Annotated in this window: 18 protein-coding genes; 6 read left to right on the top strand and 12 right to left on the bottom strand. The window is 40.5% G+C overall.

Features of this window, described 5'->3' with window-relative positions:
• Positions 1–9 precede the first annotated feature (9 nt).
• Both FHS10_RS10725 and FHS10_RS10720 read right to left on the bottom strand, forming a co-directional pair.
• Positions 10–1,257, bottom strand: a complete 1,248-nt coding sequence (locus tag FHS10_RS10725) for a competence/damage-inducible protein A (RefSeq protein WP_259090310.1) — start codon at positions 1,255–1,257, stop codon at positions 10–12.
• Between the two features lie 5 nt (positions 1,258–1,262).
• Complete coding sequence (locus FHS10_RS10720; RefSeq protein WP_259090308.1) at positions 1,263–4,058, bottom strand: putative LPS assembly protein LptD; 2,796 nt, start codon at positions 4,056–4,058, stop codon at positions 1,263–1,265.
• A 97-nt stretch (positions 4,059–4,155) separates the two neighbouring features.
• Between FHS10_RS10720 and FHS10_RS10715 the strand changes: the two genes are divergently transcribed.
• Both FHS10_RS10715 and FHS10_RS10710 read left to right on the top strand, forming a co-directional pair.
• A complete protein-coding gene (locus tag FHS10_RS10715; RefSeq protein WP_259090305.1) occupies positions 4,156–5,061 on the top strand; it encodes an N-acetylmuramoyl-L-alanine amidase family protein in 906 nt (301 codons plus the stop codon).
• 144 nt (positions 5,062–5,205) lie between these two features.
• Positions 5,206–6,150 carry an MlaD family protein gene (locus FHS10_RS10710; protein WP_259090304.1) on the top strand — a complete coding sequence of 315 codons (945 nt, stop codon included), beginning with the start codon at positions 5,206–5,208 and terminating at the stop codon, positions 6,148–6,150.
• Positions 6,151–6,361: 211 nt separating this feature from the next.
• On the opposite strand, the gene FHS10_RS10705 is transcribed toward FHS10_RS10710, so the two are convergent.
• The 4 genes from FHS10_RS10705 to FHS10_RS10690 all read right to left on the bottom strand — a co-directional run bounded on the left by FHS10_RS10705 (position 6,362) and on the right by FHS10_RS10690 (position 9,755).
• Positions 6,362–7,276: a ribonuclease Z gene (locus FHS10_RS10705; protein ID WP_259090295.1), complete on the bottom strand. Its 915-nt coding sequence runs from the start codon at positions 7,274–7,276 to the stop codon at positions 6,362–6,364.
• A gap of 20 nt (positions 7,277–7,296) precedes the next feature.
• Positions 7,297–7,674 (bottom strand): STAS domain-containing protein, encoded by a 378-nt coding sequence (locus FHS10_RS10700; RefSeq protein WP_259090294.1) that lies wholly within the window; start codon positions 7,672–7,674, stop codon positions 7,297–7,299.
• A 52-nt stretch (positions 7,675–7,726) separates the two neighbouring features.
• Entirely contained in the window at positions 7,727–8,671 is a 945-nt protein-coding gene (locus FHS10_RS10695) for a phosphoribosylaminoimidazolesuccinocarboxamide synthase (protein WP_259090292.1), read from the bottom strand.
• Positions 8,672–8,795: 124 nt separating this feature from the next.
• Positions 8,796–9,755, bottom strand: a complete 960-nt coding sequence (locus FHS10_RS10690) for a PhoH family protein (RefSeq protein WP_259090290.1) — start codon at positions 9,753–9,755, stop codon at positions 8,796–8,798.
• Between the two features lie 101 nt (positions 9,756–9,856).
• On the opposite strand from FHS10_RS10690, the gene FHS10_RS10685 reads away from it, so the two are divergent.
• The 4 genes from FHS10_RS10685 to FHS10_RS10670 all read left to right on the top strand — a co-directional run bounded on the left by FHS10_RS10685 (position 9,857) and on the right by FHS10_RS10670 (position 14,572).
• Positions 9,857–10,633 carry an SAM hydrolase/SAM-dependent halogenase family protein gene (locus FHS10_RS10685; RefSeq protein ID WP_259090288.1) on the top strand — a complete coding sequence of 259 codons (777 nt, stop codon included), beginning with the start codon at positions 9,857–9,859 and terminating at the stop codon, positions 10,631–10,633.
• 9 nt (positions 10,634–10,642) lie between these two features.
• A complete protein-coding gene (locus FHS10_RS10680; protein WP_259090287.1) occupies positions 10,643–11,158 on the top strand; it encodes a hypothetical protein in 516 nt (171 codons plus the stop codon).
• A 29-nt stretch (positions 11,159–11,187) separates the two neighbouring features.
• Entirely contained in the window at positions 11,188–13,020 is a 1,833-nt protein-coding gene (locus FHS10_RS10675; RefSeq protein WP_259090284.1) for an ABC transporter ATP-binding protein, read from the top strand.
• Between the two features lie 151 nt (positions 13,021–13,171).
• Positions 13,172–14,572 (top strand): MBL fold metallo-hydrolase, encoded by a 1,401-nt coding sequence (locus FHS10_RS10670; RefSeq protein ID WP_259090282.1) that lies wholly within the window; start codon positions 13,172–13,174, stop codon positions 14,570–14,572.
• A 214-nt stretch (positions 14,573–14,786) separates the two neighbouring features.
• On the opposite strand, the gene FHS10_RS10665 is transcribed toward FHS10_RS10670, so the two are convergent.
• The 6 genes from FHS10_RS10665 to rpsO form a co-directional block, all read right to left on the bottom strand.
• Entirely contained in the window at positions 14,787–15,740 is a 954-nt protein-coding gene (locus FHS10_RS10665) for a D-2-hydroxyacid dehydrogenase (RefSeq protein WP_259090280.1), read from the bottom strand.
• Between the two features lie 82 nt (positions 15,741–15,822).
• Positions 15,823–16,890 carry a 3-phosphoserine/phosphohydroxythreonine transaminase gene (serC, locus tag FHS10_RS10660; RefSeq protein ID WP_259090278.1) on the bottom strand — a complete coding sequence of 356 codons (1,068 nt, stop codon included), beginning with the start codon at positions 16,888–16,890 and terminating at the stop codon, positions 15,823–15,825.
• Positions 16,891–17,092: 202 nt separating this feature from the next.
• Positions 17,093–17,743: a ribulose-phosphate 3-epimerase gene (rpe, locus tag FHS10_RS10655; protein WP_259090276.1), complete on the bottom strand. Its 651-nt coding sequence runs from the start codon at positions 17,741–17,743 to the stop codon at positions 17,093–17,095.
• Positions 17,744–17,873: 130 nt separating this feature from the next.
• Positions 17,874–18,146 (bottom strand): hypothetical protein, encoded by a 273-nt coding sequence (locus tag FHS10_RS10650; protein WP_259090269.1) that lies wholly within the window; start codon positions 18,144–18,146, stop codon positions 17,874–17,876.
• A 169-nt stretch (positions 18,147–18,315) separates the two neighbouring features.
• Entirely contained in the window at positions 18,316–20,439 is a 2,124-nt protein-coding gene (gene pnp / locus FHS10_RS10645; RefSeq protein WP_259090268.1) for a polyribonucleotide nucleotidyltransferase, read from the bottom strand.
• Between the two features lie 210 nt (positions 20,440–20,649).
• The gene (gene rpsO, locus FHS10_RS10640; protein WP_090647072.1) at positions 20,650–20,928 is read right to left on the bottom strand and encodes a 30S ribosomal protein S15; all 279 of its coding nucleotides are present in this window, start codon (positions 20,926–20,928) and stop codon (positions 20,650–20,652) included.
• Positions 20,929–21,287: the final 359 nt, after the last annotated feature.

Below are 21,287 nucleotides of genomic sequence, written 5' to 3'. Positions count from 1 at the left end.
TTTTAAGCTTTATTCTGCAACATCTGTTAGTAAAGTATTCAACATTGATAATGCCATCACAGCGCTCCTTTCAATGTTTTGCTGTCTTTTGTTGCCAAATGTGTATTTCTTTATTAACAGCTTCCCCTTGCCTGCCGCCGCAATCCACACAGTACCAACGGGTTTATCGGCAGTGCCTCCATCAGGTCCTGCAATACCGGTTACCGCAATAGCAAAATCAGATTTAAAATTTAAAAGTGCACCCTCTATCATTTCCTTCACCGTTTGTTCGCTAACAGCGCCAAATTGCTCAAGAGTTTCATGTTTTACCCCCAATATATGCTCTTTCAAATCATATGAATAAACAATACCGCCACCCAAAAACACTTTTGAAGCACCGGCATGCTGCGTAAACAAATGAGAAATGTACCCGCCTGTGCAACTTTCGGCAACCGATACAGTAAGGCCCAGGTCGCCCATCTTATCCATAATGGCTTTCTCAAGTGGGATATCCTGATCAACAACAAAAACACGACCTATCCTTTCAATTATTCTGGCGGCAAATGCGTCTACCTCATTTTGTAACGAGTTAACATCATTGCCAAAGGCACTTAAACGTAACCTAACCTGGCCAAGCTTTGGTAAATAAGCCAGTTTGATATAGGGTGGTAAAGAATCTTCAATATCAGCTATTCTTTCGGCGAGGAAAGACTCTCCCTCTCCTACTGTTAACAATGTTTTGTGAACTATTGATGGTAGTTTTAATGTAGCAACAATTTTAGGAATTACCTCCTCTTCCATCATGTACATCATTTCAAAAGGAACACCAGGCATCGATACGTAAATTACGTCCTCATGATCAAACCACATACCGGGGGCTGTTCCGTTTTTATTGGGTACAACTACACAATTTGCCGGTACAAAAGCCTGCTGCCTGTTTACCTCCAATAAAGGACGATTATATTTGGCAAAAATCCGGGTTACATTTTCAAGTGCTTCTTCATTTTCAACCAACTCAACGCCGAAATATTCTGCCAGCGTTTTTTTAGTGATATCATCCTTGGTTGGACCTAAACCGCCCGTAATAAAAATAATTTTGGCACGGCCGGCAGCTTCAGCCAGGGCTTTCAGGATATGATTTTTATCATCTGATACCGACGAGATTTGTTTAACCCGGATCCCTATCTTATTTAACTCCCTGGCCATCCAGGCCGAGTTGGTATCAACAATTTGTCCTATAAGTATTTCGTCGCCAATGGTAATGATCTCTGCCAGCATGGTAATTAATAAAAAGTTCTGCTACTTGAATAATCGTTCCTTTTGCTCAGTTTCAAATCCTGCAAAATAGTTGATTTAACCTTCAATGTTACGTTATATGATTTTAAGTAGCCGAAAGGTACCCATTGAAACGAAAGATCCCAACAATGTAAGTCGCGATAAATAGAAAATGACGTTGCACTGCTCAATTTAGCCGCCTTAATGTCATAGTTAGTTGAGTATTGAATTTTCCATTTTTGGGTGATACTTACATCACCACTTATCATTATGGTGTTACTGGTTTGCACCTGGTTAAGATAATTACTATAGCTATAGCTGTAGTTAAGAGATATATTCCAGGGTACGTTAAAATCTACATATGAGTTAGGATCGCTGTTGATGAGCGCCAGCCTTTGTGCCTGTTGGGCGCCTATACTTTGCAATGTATTAACTGCAGGCGTACCCGGGGCTTTGGCTGTGGTAGAGTTTAAGCTACCACTTGCAGAAATACTCGCCTGGCTTAACTGAGGAAATTGCCCGTTTGACCACCTGTATTTATTAATAAGCTGGCTTGTGCGCACAATGGTGTTATTGGCAATAGAATCATGTACGCTGGTTACATATGGGTTAAAAGCACCGCTAAAGCTGATATTCACTTTTTGCTTAAAGATAGCAGTGTGCCCCGAAAACTGGATATTTGCCAGTTTCATAGAATCGGCAGCAAAATTGTAGAATGTTGAAAAGGATAAACCTTGTAATAGCGTTATTTTTCTATCGGTACCAGATGTATCGGTACTTTTTGCTTTTAGCTTGGCTTCAATAGTGTTGTCCAAAGCAAAGCTGATACCTGCCTGTTTACCGCTTGAAGGGTACCCATAAACACCATTTTCAAAGATCGAATATTTGGTATGCGTATAAGGGTACGGAACGCTTGCGGTGCTCACCGCAGTTTTATAGTAGCCATAGCTTGGATCGGAGTAATCTGGCGTATACCCAAATCCTATCGAAGGGGTCATTACGTGCCTTATCGCTTTTAAATTGCCGTGTTTAAAAGTCCAGGTGCCATAAACCTTAGTTGATAAACCCGTGCTCATACTATAGTTACCTGCGCGCTTAAAGCCCTGTAGGGTATCAACAATTAACGCGTCTGAACTGGAGACACTTCCCCGTTCAAAATGTTTATTTATACTTTGAAAATACCAGCGTTCGGTATAATTCACACTACTGTTAAACTGGAAATACTTAAGCACATTTAGGCCTAAACTTACCGGGATCTGGTGTTGAAAACCGTTTTGCAACCGCCTGGTAACCGAGCTTTTAAACAATTCCGATTCGGGGATATTATTTACTTTGTTAGTGGCATTCAAATTATAGCTAATGGTGATCTTTTGATACCATTTTTGTTCGCCCACCCTATCTTTTGAATCAAAAGGATTTATGGACGACATGCCGAATGCGATAGTTGGCAACTCAATAGTGATGGTTTTATTAGCAATATCCTGGCTATGGCCAATACCCACACTTAAATTAAAAGGCGTACCCGCCCATGTTTTACCGTAAGAGATACTTGAACGTAAGCTACTTTGAGCAGCAGTTACCACATTATAGTTTGAGGTTGATGGGTTACGCGAAAAATAACCGGATGTACCTGCATTTACCGAAGCACTAAACGTTGAACCGGGATTGGCACTTGGATCCTGTGAGTGCGTCCAATCAATGTGAATATCCTTTACAGGAGGATCGCCTGGCAGCTGGTAGTTATGTGATCCATAACTCAGCGAGATGTTACCACTATATTTATAACGCACCAAATATCGCGATGTAGCATTTACCTCGTATGATCCTTTAGAATATATGGTACCCGTGGTGGTTAAGTCCATGTAATCACTAAAACCAAGGTAATAACCAAAGCCCGCCAGTTTAAAGCCCAGTTTGGCATCTTCACCAAAAGTGGGCAATATTACCCCGGATGTTCGCTGGTTGGGTTTGGGGAAAAAGCCGAAAGGAATAGCCAACGGCAAAGGCACCCCTTCAATCTCCAAATAAGCCGGGCCAGATATGATCCTGTTTTTTTCGCCGATACCTTTGGTTATCACAATGCCAAAGTGGGTATCGGGATAAGGCAAATCGCAGGTACTGAAAATTACGTTTCGGTAAGCAACCTCGGTTTCGTTTAATTTTTTAGCTTGCCCGCCAGATATAAAGTTTCCCTCCTGCTCTGATGCGGGATTATATAATTTACCTTTTTTGGTGTTATAATTAAACAATAAGGAATCTGAAGCGATTGGCTTTTCGTTTTTCGATTTAGAGATCGGCCGGCCGATATAGCGTTTGGTACGTGGATCAATACTACCGCTGGCGAAGATCAGGTGATTTTTCTGATCGACCCGGATATAATCGGCATCCAGTTCAAAATCTTCATAGGTTACCCTTGCACGGCCATACAGGTATAAAACATTATGATCGTTGTCAACAATGGTTGAATCTTCGGCAACCGCCTTTACTTCAGATTGTATGGCACCTTTATCCTTAGTGGTATCTACCTGAGCAGGGCCGTTTTTCCCGGGGATAATCGGGGTAGGATTAATCTTTTTGTTCTTCCCTGTGTCTATCTTTTTAGTAATAGTGTCATTTAACGGTGCAACATTCAGATTTTTCCCGGCCTGCCCGTCGCTGTTAATTGAATTTTGAGAAGATTTATTAATTTTAAGGAGTTTACGATCCTTTTTCTTGTTGGTGTCAAGTTTTATAATAGTATCGGCAATAACCTTGCGGCTATAGCGCTTATGTGTACCTTTGCTTTGGGCAACAAATACACTCACCGTTAAAATAATTGCAAGCAGAAAAAAAAGTGTTATGAATTTCAAAATTGATTATGAATAGTATTTTTGCAGATATAGTTAACAGCGTTCAAAAATAATGAAAAATAGGGCATTGAAAAGATTGATTTATAGTTTATCGGTATTAGTTGTACTCCTTTCATATTTCCCGGGCACATCTTATGGTTCCATAAAAACAGACACTATTTTAAATAACGGTGGTTTTAAAATCAAAACTATCATTGTCGACCCTGGTCACGGTGGTAAACCTACCGGCACGGGCCATTTTTCTCATGGAGCTTCGGGCAGCTTTTCACAGGAAAGAAATGTAACGCTTGCTATTGCACTAAAATTGCAAAAAGCTATAGAAAAAGATATGCCTGGCGTAAACGCTGTTTTAACCCGCACTACGGAAGACGATGTGTCCTTTGAAAGACGTGCCGAAATAGCAAACGAAAACAAAGGGAACATTTTTGTGTCCATCCATTGCAATTCATTATCAGACAGACGGGTGCGCGAGCAGGTAGGCACCAAACATCACAAAGCGGTTTACCGTACCGTTACTGTGCCAGATCGTTCCGGTCGTGGGGTGTTATTGCTTATTTATGGTTTACACCGATCAAAAGAAGAAGAAAAAACCATTGTTCATAACCAGGTTGAAGAAGACTCTGGTATGGATGCAGGTCTGGACCCGGATGATCCCATTACCGTTATTTTAACCAATGAGTATAAAAGAAAATTCAGGCAACAAAGTATCAAACTGGCTACCCTCATTAATAATGAGTTTACAGAAACTGATGGCAGGCAAAGCGAAGGTTTAAGGGAACAAGGTATTTACGTACTATGCCACACTGCCATGCCTTCGGTACTGGTCGAAACAGGATACATTAATAATCCAAAAGACGAAGAATACCTTAATTCAGAAGATGGCCAGAACGAGATTGTAAGTTCGATAGTACGTGCATTATTGAACTACAAAAGCGCAGTTGAAAACGTTTCACAGTAATAAAAGCACTCAGTTGGCGTTTACTGCCAAACTTAATGCCCCGTTCAAACGTATATTACAAAATAATACATTACCGACAGCAAACAGCACGAATGTGCTTTAAAAACAAAAACATATAATCACACATACTACTTACTCTGCTTAATGAAAATTTCAAACGAAACCAAAATAGGTGCGCTTACCGTAATAGCCATAACGATACTTGTATTAGGATATAGCTTTTTAAAAGGCAACGACGTTTTTTCGGGATCAAATAAATTTTACGCTGTTTATAATAGCGTAGAAGGTCTTGGTGTATCAAAACCGGTATTGGTAAATGGTTTCCAGATTGGCCGCATCTCAAAAATGGAACTTCAGCCAGATGGCCGCACCATAGTTGAGTTTAAAATAGAAGAAAAGTACGACGTACCAAACAACACGCTTGCCAAGTTGGAAAGCACGGATCTTTTAGGCAGCAAAGCCATTGTTTTTGAATTGGGCAACAGTAAGATTCTTGCTGAAAATAAAGACACGCTGAAAGCCGATATACAGGGCAGCCTTGCAGAAAGCTTGCAGCCTATACAGAAAAAGGCAGAACAATTGATCAACAAGCTCGATTCATCACTGGCTGCCATCAACAAAATTCTGAACCCAAATTTTCAAAAGAATGTTGATCGCAGCTTTATGAGTATTGCCAACTCGTTGCAAACCTTAGAAGGTGTCACCAAAAAAATAGACAACCTGGTAGGCTCACAAACAAAACATATTGACGGCATTCTCTCAAATGCTGAAGTTGTATCGGGCAATTTAAAAACCAGTACAGTTCACGTTAACGGCATTACCGCCAATTTTGAAAAAGTGAGCAATGATATTGCCGCATCAAACATTAAAAACACTTTAGATAACGCTAATAAAGCCATGGCCGATTTGCAGGCTACCATTGCCAACATCAATTCAACCAAAGGTACTTTAGGCTTGCTAATGAATGATGATAAGGTTTACAGGAATATGGATAACGCCACCAACAGTCTCAATAACCTATTGATCGATCTTAAAGCACATCCAAAACGCTACGTAAGCTTCTCGGTATTCGGCGGTAAAAAAGACTGAGGAAGGGAATAGAATCAAGAGATTAGAGTCAAGAATCAAGACAGAAGTCCACAGATAAAAAAGGCCGGTGATCAATATTGATCACCGGCCTTTTTTATCTTTATCATACATTTTCAAATACTTAAATCAAAAAATCTGCACATCTGCATATTTAAAACCTCATTTTCAAATCTTCAAATACTCAAATTTTCAAATCAAAAAAATCTGCACATCAATCAATATAAAAAGTTCTTCCTTCAATGGCCAGGTCGGTATCAGGGAAAACGGAGCGGGCTTCTTCCAATAGCTCATTAAGTGTTTTATACCGGGCCGAAAAATGACCGATGAGTAAACGTTTAGCATTTGTTTTCAGCGCCACCTCCCCTGCCTGTAATGCGGTGGTGTGATTTGTTTCCTTAGCCCTATCCAGCATATCGTTCAAAAATGTAGATTCATGATATAACAGCGTGGCTTTGGCTATCTGCTCAAAATAGTTTTCAGAGTAAATAGTATCCGAGCAATAGGCGTATGATTTGGGTTCGGCCGAATCTGTTGTCAAATCTTCATTTTTAAATACTTCGCCATTCGGTGCCGTATAATCAAGCCCTTTTTTAAGGGCGGTGAAATAAGGCACAGGGATTTCCAATTGTTCTATTACTTCTTTACGAAGTTTACGCAAACGTTTCTTCTCTCTGAAAATGAAGCCGGTACAATCAATCCGGTGATAAAGTGGGATGGTTTCAATGATGATATCGTTGTTGCTCACTATCACCTCAGGCTGCTCTGTATTGGTTTCTTTAAATTCCAGCGGAAAATGAAGCGCAGTTTCAGAATATTTTAATTGCAGATCAATGATCTCCATTAAATGCGGCGGGCCGAAAAGATATAGCGGCTTTTTGCGCCCGTTAAGGTGCATAGATGATAACAAACCTACCAGGCCAAGATAATGATCACCATGCAGGTGACTGATGAAAATGTAATCTATCCGGCTGGCTTTAATATCAAAACGAAGCATTTGCTGCTGTGTGCCTTCGCCGCAATCAATTAAGTACAGGTGCTCATTTATGTTGAGCACCTGTGCTGTAGGATTTCTGTTAAATATGGGAGTTGCAGAGCTGCTTCCGAGTATTGTTACCTCAAATTTCATAATGGGATAACAATCATTAATTATCTTGATTCTTTTTTCAATTCTTTTTCGATCTCTTCCATAAAGATCAAATCAACACCTTCTTCGGCAGTAGGCACTATAGTAAGCACGTTATCCAGTTGCGAAATGGTAATTAAACGGGCAACCGCATCATTCAAACCTGCAAGGATAAATACACCAGAAGCGTTTTTGCATAAACGATGACCAACCAACAAGCTGCTTAAACCAGATGAATCGGCAAACTTTACGTTAGAAAGATCAAGAATGATATTCCTTTGCCCTTCCGTGTTGATCAGGATCAGTTCGGATTTTAGTTGGGGCGTAACCAATGAATTCAGCTTTGACTCATTCAGCTTCACTAAAATATATTTCTCGTGTTTATCGACAGCAAATTTCATTCTTATTAAAATTTATAAGCTAAGATATGATTTATTTATGTGGAATTAAAAACTACATCACACTAAGTGCATGATTGATCGCACTTTCTACCCTGTTTAATACACTATTAGTATCTGATTTTACAAATGCTTCGCCAATTATTTTCTCGTAAAGTTCAATATAACGGTCAGAAATCGATTCAACAATTTCTGGTGTCATCACCGGCACAACTTGCCCATCTTTACCCTGAAAACCATTTTCAATTAACCACCTTCTTACAAATTCTTTTGAAAGCTGTTTTTGAGGTTCATCTTTTTGCTGGCGTTCCGCATAACCTTCTTTATAAAAATAACGCGAAGAATCGGGTGTGTGAATTTCATCTATCAGGTAAATTTTGCCATCTATTTTGCCAAACTCATACTTGGTATCAACTAAAATTAGTCCCTGTTTAGCGGCAATTTCGGTTCCACGTTTAAATAAGGCCTGGGTATAAGCTTCCAATTGAGCGTAGTCTTCGGCAGATACAATGCCACGTGCCAAGATATCTTCTTTGGAGATATCCTCATCGTGCCCTACCGATGCTTTGGTAGTTGGGGTAATGATAGGCTGCGGTAAGATATCGTTCTCTTTTAAACCTTCGGGTAAACTAACACCACAAACCTGCCTGCGGCCGGCAGCGTATTCACGCGCGGCATGGCCTGCCAAATACCCACGAATCACCATCTCTACCTTAAACGGCTCACAGATGCGGCCAATGGTAACGCTTGGATCTGGCACTGAGATAACCCAGTTGGGTACAATGTCGGCAGTAGCCTCTAAAAAACGGGCGGCTATCTGATTGAGCACTTGTCCTTTGTAAGGAATAGCTTCGGGCAATACCACGTCAAAGGCCGAGATCCTGTCGGATACCACCATAGCCAGGTATTTATTATCTATCGTATAAACATCGCGTACCTTCCCCTTGTAGTAACCGGTTTGGCCCGGGAAGTTAAAATGTGTTTCTTTTATTGAATTCATTCTTTTAGTATCAAGTAGTAAGTATCAAGTAGTAAGACAAAGGTTGGCACTTTCTATCACGTATCAAACTTTAACTCTTAAAGCCAAAAATCTTGATACTTGATACTTACTACTTGATACTCCTTTATTGTATATCTCCGTAAGCTGCTAATATTTTGCGCACCAGTTTGTGGCGTACAACGTCTTCTCCGCTTAGGTATACTATTTCAATTCCTTTAATATCTGTTAATATGCGCAGGGCTGTGTGCAGGCCCGATTGTTGTTTTTTTGGTAAATCTATCTGGGTAACATCTCCAGTAACTATAAACTTTGCCGACGGCCCCATACGTGTCAAAAACATCTTTAACTGCATATCGGTGGCATTTTGAGCCTCATCCAATATCACAAAGCAATTATCCAGAGTACGACCACGCATAAAGGCCAAGGGTGCAATTTCAATAGTACGGTTCTCCAGGTAAAACTTCAATTTTTCGGCCGGGATCATATCATCCAAAGCATCATACAATGGCCTCAGGTATGGGTCAATCTTTTCTTTCAAGTCGCCGGGTAAAAAACCAAGGTTCTCCCCTGCTTCAACGGCCGGTCGTGTAAGGATGATGCGCTTGATCTCTTTGTTTTTGAGCGCGCGTACGGCCAATGCTACAGCGGTGTATGTTTTACCGGTACCTGCAGGCCCAATTGCAAAAAGAATATCGCTTTGATTAATACTATCAACCATTTTACGCTGGTTGGCGGTACGTGCCTTTACCATTACACCATTCGGACCGAAAACGATCACTTCGCCGCTGGCAAATTTATCGGTTACCTGGTCTGTAGATGGCGCGGTAGTTGCTTTTGACCCTAAAATACGTTCAAGGTCGGTAATGTTCAGGTTCTCAAATTTCTCAACGTGACTAAGCAAGTGCGAAAATTTCTCCTGGAAAACATTCAGTTCGTGATCATCACCCAAAACTTTTACTTCGCTGCCACGTGCAACTATTTTAAGCTTGGGATACTGTTTCTTAATGATCTCAAAATGATCATTATTAGGCCCCCACAATACGGCTGGATTTACGTTTTCAATTGATAGCTTTAGTTCGTTCAATACTAATTTGATTTTTAGTTGCGGATTTTTATGAATTAAAAATTGAATATTTGTAGCTTCAAATGCTATTACAAGATTAGCAATAAATATTTATAAAATTAATGGCAATAATAACATTAACTACTGATCTGGGCGATAAAGATATTTATCAGGCTGCTTTAAAAGGAAGCATCTATAAATTACTGCCCACAGTGAATATTGTTGATATTACCAACAGTGTGGCGGCCTTTAACGTGCAACAGGCCGCGTTTATATTAAAGAACAGTTTTTACTACTTCCCAGAGGATACCGTGCACCTTATCGGCATTGATACCGTTTATAGCGATCATACAAAGTACCTGGCGGTAAGGTACAAAAAACATTATTTTGTCGGTGCCGATAATGGAATTTTTTCATTGATGTTTGATACCGATCCGGAAGAGATAGTAGAGATCAATATTATGCAGGATCTGAAGTTTTTACACTTCCCCCTTGCCGATATCTTTGTAAAGGCAGCATGCCATTTGGCCAAAGGCGGTAAATTAAGCGAGATAGGTTTACCTGTACATGATATTGAAAACAAAATGAACCTGCAGCCTGTTATCGAAAAAAACCTGATCAAAGGTGTGGTGATCTATATCGATTCGTTTCAAAACGTGATAACTAATATTACCAAGGAGTTTTTTAACAGTGTGCAGCAGGGCCGTAAATTTGTGTTGAATTTTAAGCGCAACGAAACGATAAATCATCTGAGCTGGCATTACAACGAGGTACCCGTTGGCGAAAAACTTTGCCTGTTTGGCATTAGCGATCATTTAGAAATTGCCATTAATAAAGGCAACGCCAGCGGCTTATTGGGTTTAAACCTTAATGATAAGGTGATCATTGAATTTCAGTAAATTTAGGATATGAAAAAATTGATACTGCTTGGCTTGCTGTGCTTTTTTGCGGCGGGCAACCTGTTTGCGCAAACGCAGGCTGACGCCGATTCCATCGCCTACCAAAATCAACGTAAAAAAATAAACCAGATGTTGGCCGACCGTAAACTTAAATTTGGGCAGTACAGCCAAAGTTTAAGTCAGCATACCGGTATTTTTGGTTTTCAAACCAAAGATGATATTCGCCGGTCGGGCAACATCTTGATGGACATAGCTAAAACCGACGACAACATTTTTAAGGAACTGAAGATCCTGTTTGAATACAGCGCTTTTCAGCAAAGGCAAATTCAGGATCACGGGAAAGAAGCTGAAACTATTAGTCAAAATTACGCCGCTGCTTTAAACAAACTAAAGCAACGCGATGCACAATTAAAAGTCGATTTAGAACATAAAAGTACCCTGAGCACTGTTTATATTACCATCATTGTATTCATGTTTGCGTCAATTTTGTATTTGTTATACCAGAGAAACAAACTTAAGGCTTAAATTCGCCGGCTTAACTACTAAAATTATAAATGGCAAGAGGACGACTGAACAGTGGAGCGAAGACTGAAACCGAACTACCAAAGGCAAAAATAAACAAAAGCAGCATTCGTAAAGTTGCAAAACTATTAAGCTATTTAAAGCCATACCGCGGCAAATTCATCTTAGGGATGTTTTTTTTGTTTATATCCAGCCTTGTAGGCTTGGCATTTCCGGCTATACTCGGGGCTTTAATAAATGCTTCACAAAACAAGTACGATTACCCTTTTTTGCCTCACAGTATACAGGCTATAGGGCTTGGTGGTATGGTCCTGCTATTTTTCCAGGCAATAATATCCTTCTTTAGAATCTTATGGTTTGTACAAGTGTCTGAAATGTCCTTGGCAGATATAAGGCGGGATACTTATTTTAAATTGGTTACTCTCCCTATGAATTTTTTCGCAAATCATAGAGTTGGTGAATTGAACAGTCGGATTTCTGCTGATTTATCACAAATTCAGGATACATTAACAACAACAATTGCAGAGATTGTAAGACAGTTAGTTATCATGATTGGCAGCGTAATTTTCCTTACAATAGTTTCGCCAAAACTTACACTTGCTGTTTTAGCCGTTCTTCCTTTTTTAGTTGCATTCGCTGTGATATTTGGACGATTCATTCGCAAACTATCACGCCAGGCTCAAGATAAACTTGGTGAATCGAATACGATAGTAGAAGAAACTTTACAAGGTATTGCCAATGTAAAAGCCTTTGTTAATGAAGCTTATGAAGCTAATCGTTACAATAAAATTTTAAGAAATGTTGTCGACATAGCTGTAAAAGGGGCTAAATTCAGAGGCATCTTTGCGTCGTTTATAGTCTTTTTCCTTTTTGGAACTTTTGTTGGTGTGATTTGGTACGGATCGGTTTTGGTTCATAACCACGAGTTAGATTTTGGCGAACTCACTAAATTTATTTTTTACTCAATTTTCGCTGGCGCGGCCATGGGTAGCTTTCCCGATTTGTATGCCAACCTGCAAAAAGCAGTGGGCGCAAGTGAACGGGTGTTAGAGATCCTGGCCGAGAAAGGCGAGGACATCTCCATGATTGAAAACAATAACCAGGTAGATCAACCGATTAAAGGCGACCTGACTTTTGATAATGTAGTATTTGCCTACCCTTCTCGCCCGGAATTAACTATTTTAAAGGGAATTTCTTTTGATGCGGCAGCCGGCCAAAAAGTGGCTATTGTAGGGCCAAGCGGCTCGGGTAAATCAACCATGGCATCACTAATATTGCAGTTTTACCATCCCCAAAACGGCTCTATCTTATTTGATGGCCGTACGGCTGATGAGTATTCAATCACCGATATCCGTAACCAGGTAGCTATAGTACCGCAGGATGTATTGCTGTTTGGTGGGTCGATCTTGGAAAACATTGCCTACGGCAGACTTAACGCATCTAAAGAAGATATTATACAGGCTGCTAAACGCGCTAACGCGCACCAGTTTATTACATCATTCCCCGAAGGTTATGAAACCATTGTTGGTGAGCGTGGTGTAAAACTTTCGGGCGGCCAGCGCCAGCGCATCGCTATTGCGCGTGCCCTGCTTAAAAACCCTTCTATCCTGATTTTGGACGAAGCTACATCATCTTTAGATTCAGAATCTGAGCGTTTGGTACAGGAGGCCTTAGAAGAGTTGATGAAAGATCGCACTTCCATCATTATCGCCCACCGCCTTTCAACCATCCGCGAAGCGGATAAGATCATTGTACTTGAAAAAGGCGAGATCATAGAAAGTGGTAATCACGCCGAATTAATTGGCAACGAACAGGGCCTATACCGCTATTTAAGCCAGCTACAGTTTGAAACGCAGGCAGGGTAGTTTAAGTTATACGTTGAACGTTTTACGTGATACGTTTTGAAAAGCCCTAAATAAACTATTATATTCACGAATTAAGACGTAAATTGAAAAAGCCATTTCATTTATGCAATAAGGAAACGTATAACGTAATACGTACCACGTCTAACTTAATATGAAATTAACCATTCACGGGGCGGCCCGACAGGTAACCGGCAGCATGCATTTGCTTGAGGTTGACCAATATAAGATATTAGTGGATTGCGGGTTAGATTATGAGAAGGACCGCAGCATACAATCAAACGAAAACTTCCCTTTCAGGCCCGAGGATATTGACCTGGTGATTCTTACACACGCGCACATCGATCATTCCGGTAACCTGCCTACATTAGTCAGGCTCGGTTTTAACGGGCAGATCCTGTGCACCCCTCCCACTGCCGATCTTACAGAATTACTTTTACTCGATTCAGTAAGCATTTTCATGAATAAAGCTGGCAAAGGCAACCGTAAACGAGGCAAAGGAAAATTCAACTCTGGTAGCGGCGCTCAGCCTTTATACCTGCAAAAACACGTGATGGATACGGTAGATAGGTTTGTAACCATCGGCTTTAACCGTCCGTTTCGCGTTAATGGCAATATCGAACTAACGTTTATCCCGGTTGGTCACCTTTTAGGCGCGGCAGCGGCAGTTTTGAGGGTGACAGAACATGGTGAAGAAAAATCAATCGCCTTTACCGGCGATATCGGCAGAAAAAACTACCCAGTTTTAAATGATCCACAGGAATTGCCCCCTGTTGATTTCTTAGTTTCAGAATCAACCTATGGAGGTCGTTACCATACCAAAGGTAAATCAGTAGAGGATGCCTTAATTGAAGTTATTGATAAGGCTTGTGTAAAAGAACAAGGCCGTTTAATTATCCCGGCGTTTAGTATCGGCCGTACCCAATCATTAGTATATTCCTTAAATAAGATCTTTACCGAAGGGAAATTACCACAGGTAAAAGTTTTTGTTGATAGCCCCATGGCTACTATGGCCACCGGTATTTTCCGTAAGTATCACAGCCATGTAAACCAGGAAGCCCAGGAATTTTATAAAGATAAAGGCGACGAATTTGAGTTTGATAACCTTACTTATATAGAAACACTTAAAGATAGTCGGCAGATCTCTAATTACTGGGAGCCTTGCATCATCATTTCATCAGCGGGTATGCTGGAGGGTGGCCGCATACAGGATCATCTGTTTTATAATATCCAGAATTACTATTGCACCATCCTTTTCATCGGCTATTGCGCTAAAGGAACCTTAGGCCACCGTTTGTTACGAGGCGATCCTATTGTTCACATTAAAGACCGTGAGCTATCCGTTTACGCAACAATCAAACAGACCGACGTACTGAGCGCCCATGGCGATCACCAGGACCTGATGGATAACGTTAAACACCAGGATAAAACCAAATTGAAAAACGTTTTTTTAGTACACGGCGAAGGCTCATCTATGCAATTGTTGGCAGATGATCTTGAAAAAGAAGGTTATAAGGTTACGGTACCAGAGAAGGATGTGACTTATATATTATAGTACAGCTTAACGAGTTATGTCATTGCGAGGCACGAAGCAATCGCATACTATACAGAGCGGATTTGCACAGTTCGCGATTGCTTCGTTCCTCGCAATGACATGGTTTTTTAAAATGAATGGCACGAACTCTTTATGAATTCGTGCCATTCGTTTTATCAGCAAGTTTCGCACAAAATCAAATTCGTGAAATTCGATTCAATCCGCAAAATTAGTGTTACGCTTTCTTAAAGTGATCAATGATCAAATTAGCAAGCTCAACACCAATACGCTCTTGTGCTTCGTTAGTAGCAGCACCAATGTGTGGTGTAAGCGAAATTTTAGGGTGTTTTAATATCTCTTCGCGAGGGGTTGGCTCATTATCAAATACGTCTAAAGCAGCAAATGAAACCTGTCCGCTGTTTAAAGCGTCAACCAAGGCTAACTCATCAATTAAGCCGCCACGTGAAATGTTTACCAGGCCAACACCTTTTTTAGTCAATGCCAATTCCTCGGCACCAAAAAGAGCTTTGTCGATGAACGGTGTGTGCAGGGTAATAAAATCGGCTGTTTTGGTTACCTCTTCTAAAGTTGAAGTTTTCACACTTACTTTAACTGTTGTACCGCCACCTAAAACAATATCCAGCTCAGGATTGAACGGGAACAAGTCATAAGCTAATACTTCCATACCAACGCCGATAGCTATTTTAGCTACTTCACGACCGATACGGCCAAAGCCTACAATACCTAAAGTTTTACCACGCAGTTCAATACCTTTTGCGTAGGCTTTTTTCAGGTCGTTGAATTTGGTACCACCTTCAACCGGCATTTTGCGGTTGCTATCTGGTAAAAACCTAACCGCGCCAAATAAGCTGGCGAATACAAGCTCGGCAACAGATAATGATGAAGATGCAGGTGTGTTATAAACGCTTAGGCCTTTTTCCCTTGCATATTCAACATCAATGTTATCCATACCAACACCACCACGGCCGATCACCTTAAGATTAGGGCAAGCGTCAATTAAGGCTTTACGCACTTTGGTAGCACTACGCACAGTAATAGCATCGTACTCTTGTAATTTAACAGATAGTTCATCCTGTGGGATGTTATTAGTATCAACAAAGAAACCAGCTTCTTCTAAAAGTTGTTTCCCAATCGGGTCGATACCGTCATTAGCTAATATTTTGATCATCTTATTAAGTCATTGAGTCATTTGGTCATTGGGTCATTGCCATAAAAAATGACTTAATGACCCAATGACTTAATGACGTAAATTATTTGTTTGATTCAGCAAATTCCTGCATTACGTCTATCAGGGCGTAAACGCTGGTGATAGGCAACGCGTTGTAGATTGAAGCGCGGAAACCGCCTACGCTTCTGTGGCCTTTAATACCTATTATGCCTCTTTCGTCGCATAACTTAAGGAAAGGTTTTTCCAGTTCGGCATTTTCCATTACAAAGGTTACATTCATATTTGAACGGTCTTCAACGGCGCAAACAGGCTTAAATATAGGGTTACGCTCAATTTCTTCGTATAATACCCTTGCTTTGGTTATGTTTTCCTGCTCAATTACTTCAACACCGCCTTTTGCTTTTAACCATTGCAGGGTAAGCATTGATACGTAGATAGCAAAACATGGAGGAGTGTTATACATTGAACCACCTTCAATTTGTGTTTGGTAGTTAAACATGGCAGGGATTTTCCTGTCAACTTTACCTAACAAATCATCTTTAACAATTACCAGGGTAACGCCCGCAGGACCCATATTTTTTTGAGCACCAGCGTAAATCAAACCAAAATCGGCAACATTTACTTTGCGGCTGAAAATATCAGACGACATATCGCAAACAACCGGTACCGGTGATTTAGGGAACTCCTGCAACTGTGTACCATAAATGGTATTATTTGAAGTGATGTGGAAATAAGCCGCATCGGCAGGAATAGTATAATCTTTAGGGATATAGGTAAAATTGGCGTCCTTTGAGGAAGCAATAATTTCTACTTCGCCAAAATATTTAGCTTCTTTTAAGGCTTTATTTGCCCAAACACCTGTTTCAAGGTAAGCAGCCTTGCCTGTTGATGGTAACAGATTGTAAGGCGCCAAAGCAAACTGTGTGCTGGCACCGCCCTGTAAAAACAATACCGAATAACCTTCTGGTACAGCAAATAACTCTTTCACTAATGCAACAGCTTCGTCCAAAACTGCTTCAAATTCTTTCGACCGGTGTGAGATCTCCAGTAATGATAATCCTGTACCATTAAAATCAATAACTGCCTCGGAAGCTTGTTTTAAAACCTCCTGAGGTAAAATGCCTGGTCCGGCACCAAAATTATGTTTCATATAATTAACGAATTGTAGGTTCTGAATACTTGATTAGGAACTTTGTATTTAGTTGGGCCGAAGTTAATCAATTTGACAAAATTCATAGGATTAATTTACGTTTTTTGAAAAAATATACAATTAATCAACAAAAGCCTTTTTGATTGCAAATATTAAATTTATCCTATAAGGTTGGTAGTAATTATTACAATTGTAATAACTTTTAGGGGTGTTTTAGGTTATGTATCGCGGCGGCCGGGCTGGCCGACGAGAACACAGAACTGCCGGCAACAAGCACATTTGCACCAGCTTGTAATAATTTTTCAATATTGCTTTGGTCAACGCCACCGTCAACCTCAATTAATAGGTTTGGGTTTCTCTCGCGACTTAATTCTTTCAGGTCATTAAGTTTTTTATAAGTGTTGGCGATGAACTTTTGACCGCCAAAGCCCGGATTAACAGACATGATGAGTACCATATCCAAATCGGCAATGATATCCTCTAACAAAGCAACCGGTGTATGCGGGTTAAGGGCCACTCCTGCCCTGCAGCCAAGCTCTTTAATAGCCTGAATGGTTCTGTGCAAATGCGGACAAGCTTCGTAATGAACAGTCATACCATCCGCTCCAGCGTCTTTAAAGGCTTTTAAATAGCGATCCGGGTCAACAATCATCAGGTGAACATCCAGCGGCTTGGTGGCGTGCTTTTTGGTGGCAGCAACCACAGGAAAACCAAAAGAGATATTAGGCACAAACATGCCGTCCATAATATCAACATGCACCCAATCCGCATCGCTTTGGTTAATCATTTCCAGATCGCGTTGCAGGTTGGCAAAATCGGCAGCTAATATTGATGGTGCTATCAGGTGGTTCATATGCAAATATAGAAATCCCGCGGATGTTGGTGCTGTAATTATTTGTAAACTTTATGCCATGTTAAAGGATACAAGAGTACCACCCCTTAAATTTGGCAAATCATTCCCCCTTCAGGGGGTTAGGGGGCCTCTAATCGCAATTAAGCAACAGATCGTAGTATTTTTTCATTAGTATGGTATCGTAATTTACTAATGAACTGTAGGCCTCAGATACCAGCTCATTCAAAATTGATGAGCCAAGCTGGCCACCTCCATTGGGGATGGAGTCATAATATAATATCAACTCTTTAACGCGGATAATTTCGTACAGCAGCAATTGCACCAAATCCGTTTGCGCGCCAGATTGTATTCCCTGCGGACTATTATTAATAAAACCTAAAGGATCATTGGTAGCAGGGGTCATGTTTTTTTCAAGCAGGATCGGATAAATGGGTTCAATCAACTATCTGTTAACCTATACAAAGTTTAAACATGTGATTTTTGTTTTAATTTTTTTTCAAAAATTAAAAATATTTTAGGCTCAAATAGCAAAACCCTCTTAAAGAGGGTTTTGCATATATAATAACGATCAATTATTTTGATTCAGGGCGGGGTAGCAACGCCTTGCGCGATAACTTCAGTTTACCTTGTTTATCAACATCAAGTAATTTAACCCTTACTTCGTCTCCTATCTGAAAAATGCCATCCATCGTTTCGATACGACGATGATCGATTTCAGATATGTGCAACAAACCATCTTTACCAGGCATGATCTCAACAAACGCGCCAAACGGCATAATTGATTTCACTTTACCTTCGTAAATTTCGCCAACCTCTGGTTTAGAAGCGATGTTACGGATGCGGGTTACTGCTGCATCGATAGAGGCTTTGTTATCGGCAAATACCTGTACAATACCCTGGTTATCTTTTTCTTCGATAGAGATAGTTGCACCTGTTTCGCGTTGCATTTCCTGGATGATTTTGCCACCGGGACCGATAACCGCACCAATAAACTCTTTGTCGATTCTAAGGGTGACAATACGCGGAGCATGTGGTTTGTAATCCTCACGTGGCGCGGTGATGGTTTTTGCCATTTCGCCAAGGATATGTAAACGACCATCTTTAGCCTGGTTTAAAGCGTTGGTTAACACTTCGTATGAAAGACCATTGATTTTCAAGTCCATTTGTACAGCAACAATACCATTAACGGTACCGGTTACTTTAAAGTCCATATCACCTAAGTGATCCTCGTCGCCAAGAATATCAGATAAGATAGCGTATTTAGTACCCATTTCGTTGGTGATCAATCCCATCGCGATACCTGATACCGGGTTGGTGATTTTAATACCAGCATCCATCAAAGCCAATGTACCGGCACAAACCGTAGCCATTGATGATGAACCGTTAGATTCCAAAATATCAGAAACGATACGGATAGTGTAAGGATTTTCATCCTCGGCAGGTAATACACGTTTTAATGAACGCATAGCCAGGTTACCGTGACCAATTTCACGACGACCAGCTCCCCTGTTTGGACGAACCTCGCCAGTTGAGAAACCAGGGAAGTTGTAGTGTAACAAGAATTTTTGGTAACCGTTAATGAACGCGCCATCAATCATTTGCTCATCATCCTTAGCACCTAAGGTAACAGTAGTTAATGATTGGGTTTCGCCACGGGTAAATACTGCAGAACCGTGTGCAGATGGTAAATAACCAACTTCGCTCCATATTGGGCGGATCTGGGTAGTTGTACGGCCGTCTAAACGTTTGCCTTCATCTAATACAAGGTTACGGATAGCATCATACTCCACATCGTGGTAATATTTTTTAGCAAGACCTTTGGTGATATCATCAATTTCGCCTAAAGTAGCGATGTAAGTATCACGTACTTCTTTGAATTTAGCACCACGCTCGTCTTTTGCTGATGCAGAAGAAGCGATAGCGTAAACCTGGTCATAAGTAGCAGCGTAGATGGCTTTTTTCAAGTCTTCGTTGCTGTGCTCATGGTTGTAAACGCGTTTTTCGGTTTTACCAACTTCAATAGTTAATTCTTTTTGAGCTAAACACTGAATTTTGATAGCAGTGTGTGCAAATTTAATAGCTTCAACCAACTCAGCTTCCTGGATCTCTTTTGATTCACCTTCAACCATGTTGATATCGTGCTCGCTACCGGCAACAATAAACTCTAAAGTAGCGTTTTGCAGCTGCGTTAAAGTTGGGTTGATCACTAACTGACCATCAATTTTAGCAACACGAACTTCAGAGATCGGACCGTTAAAAGGGATGTTTGATACCGATAATGCTGCTGATGCTGCCAAACCGGCAAGACAATCGGGCATAATATCTTTATCGGCAGAAATTAAAGAGATCATCACCTGGGTATCAGCATGATAATCCTCCGGGAACATTGGGCGTAAAGCGCGGTCAACCAAACGGGAGATTAAAACCTCATAGTCTGACAAACGTGCCTCACGGCGTAAAAAACCACCCGGAATACGACCGGTGGCAGCGTATTTTTCCTGGTAATCAACAGAAAGGGGTAAAAAATCAACTCCCTCTTTCGCTTCTGGTGATGATACTACAGTAGCCAATAACATGGTATCACCCATTTTAATAACTACAGAGCCATCTGCCTGTTTGGCCAATTTACCGGTTTCGATCTCAATGGTGCGGCCGTCACCTAAATCAATAACCTTTTTAATTACGTTTAAACTCATCTTTTTTTGTTTGTGGCACGCTTTTCATCTTTCGGAGCGCGCCGGATTTTATGTGTGTGTAATATTTGTTTTTCAGTTTGCAATAAGATGCTTTTTATCGGCATCGAAGCTACCATAAGTTTTGATATTTTTTATAGTCAAACTTATAGTGGTTAAAGTAAAAAAGCCATCCCCAAATCCGGGATGGCTTCTTAATAAAAAGTATGAGAATTATTTAATGATATCCCTTAGCTGTAAAGCTTTGATGATAGCACGATATCTTTCAATGTCTTTTTTGTACAGGTAAGCCAACAATCCGCGGCGTTTACCTACTAATTTTTGCAGTGATAACTGGGTAGAAAAATCGTGTTTGTTTTTCTTAAGGTGACCAGTTAAGTGTGCGATGCGGTGAGTGAATAATGCTACCTGACCTTCAGTTGAACCGGTGTCTGTAGCACCTTTACCGTGTTTTGCAAAGATCTCTGCCTTTGTCTCTTTACCTAAATACATTACGTGAATAATATTAAAGCGTTAAATACTTTTGTTAATTGTGGGTGCAAAGATAGTGTTTTAAGTGAAAATTCAAAAGTAAAAATTCAAAAGGATTTGCCTGCGGTGGGCAGCGTGTGCAATTCAAATTATCGCGGTTAAGCGCCTCTCAACAGTGGTTGTTAGGTAGTTTTTTAGTCTCCCCTTGCGGGTGAGATTTAGAGGGGGCTTCTACCTGCATTTTAAGATCTTTACAGAGAGCACCTGCCAGGTACCTGAACCATTTTCTTAAAGATACGAAAAGAAAATCAACTTATCAATTTTATCATCAAATGCCAATTTGCTTTAAATAAAACATTAGCTAAAAGCGCAAATTAAAA

The organism is Mucilaginibacter dorajii (assembly GCF_024808255.1).
Lineage (GTDB): Bacteria > Bacteroidota > Bacteroidia > Sphingobacteriales > Sphingobacteriaceae > Mucilaginibacter > Mucilaginibacter dorajii.
Note: the sequence above shows the minus strand (reverse complement) of the source record. Positions and strands in the feature narration are given on the sequence as shown.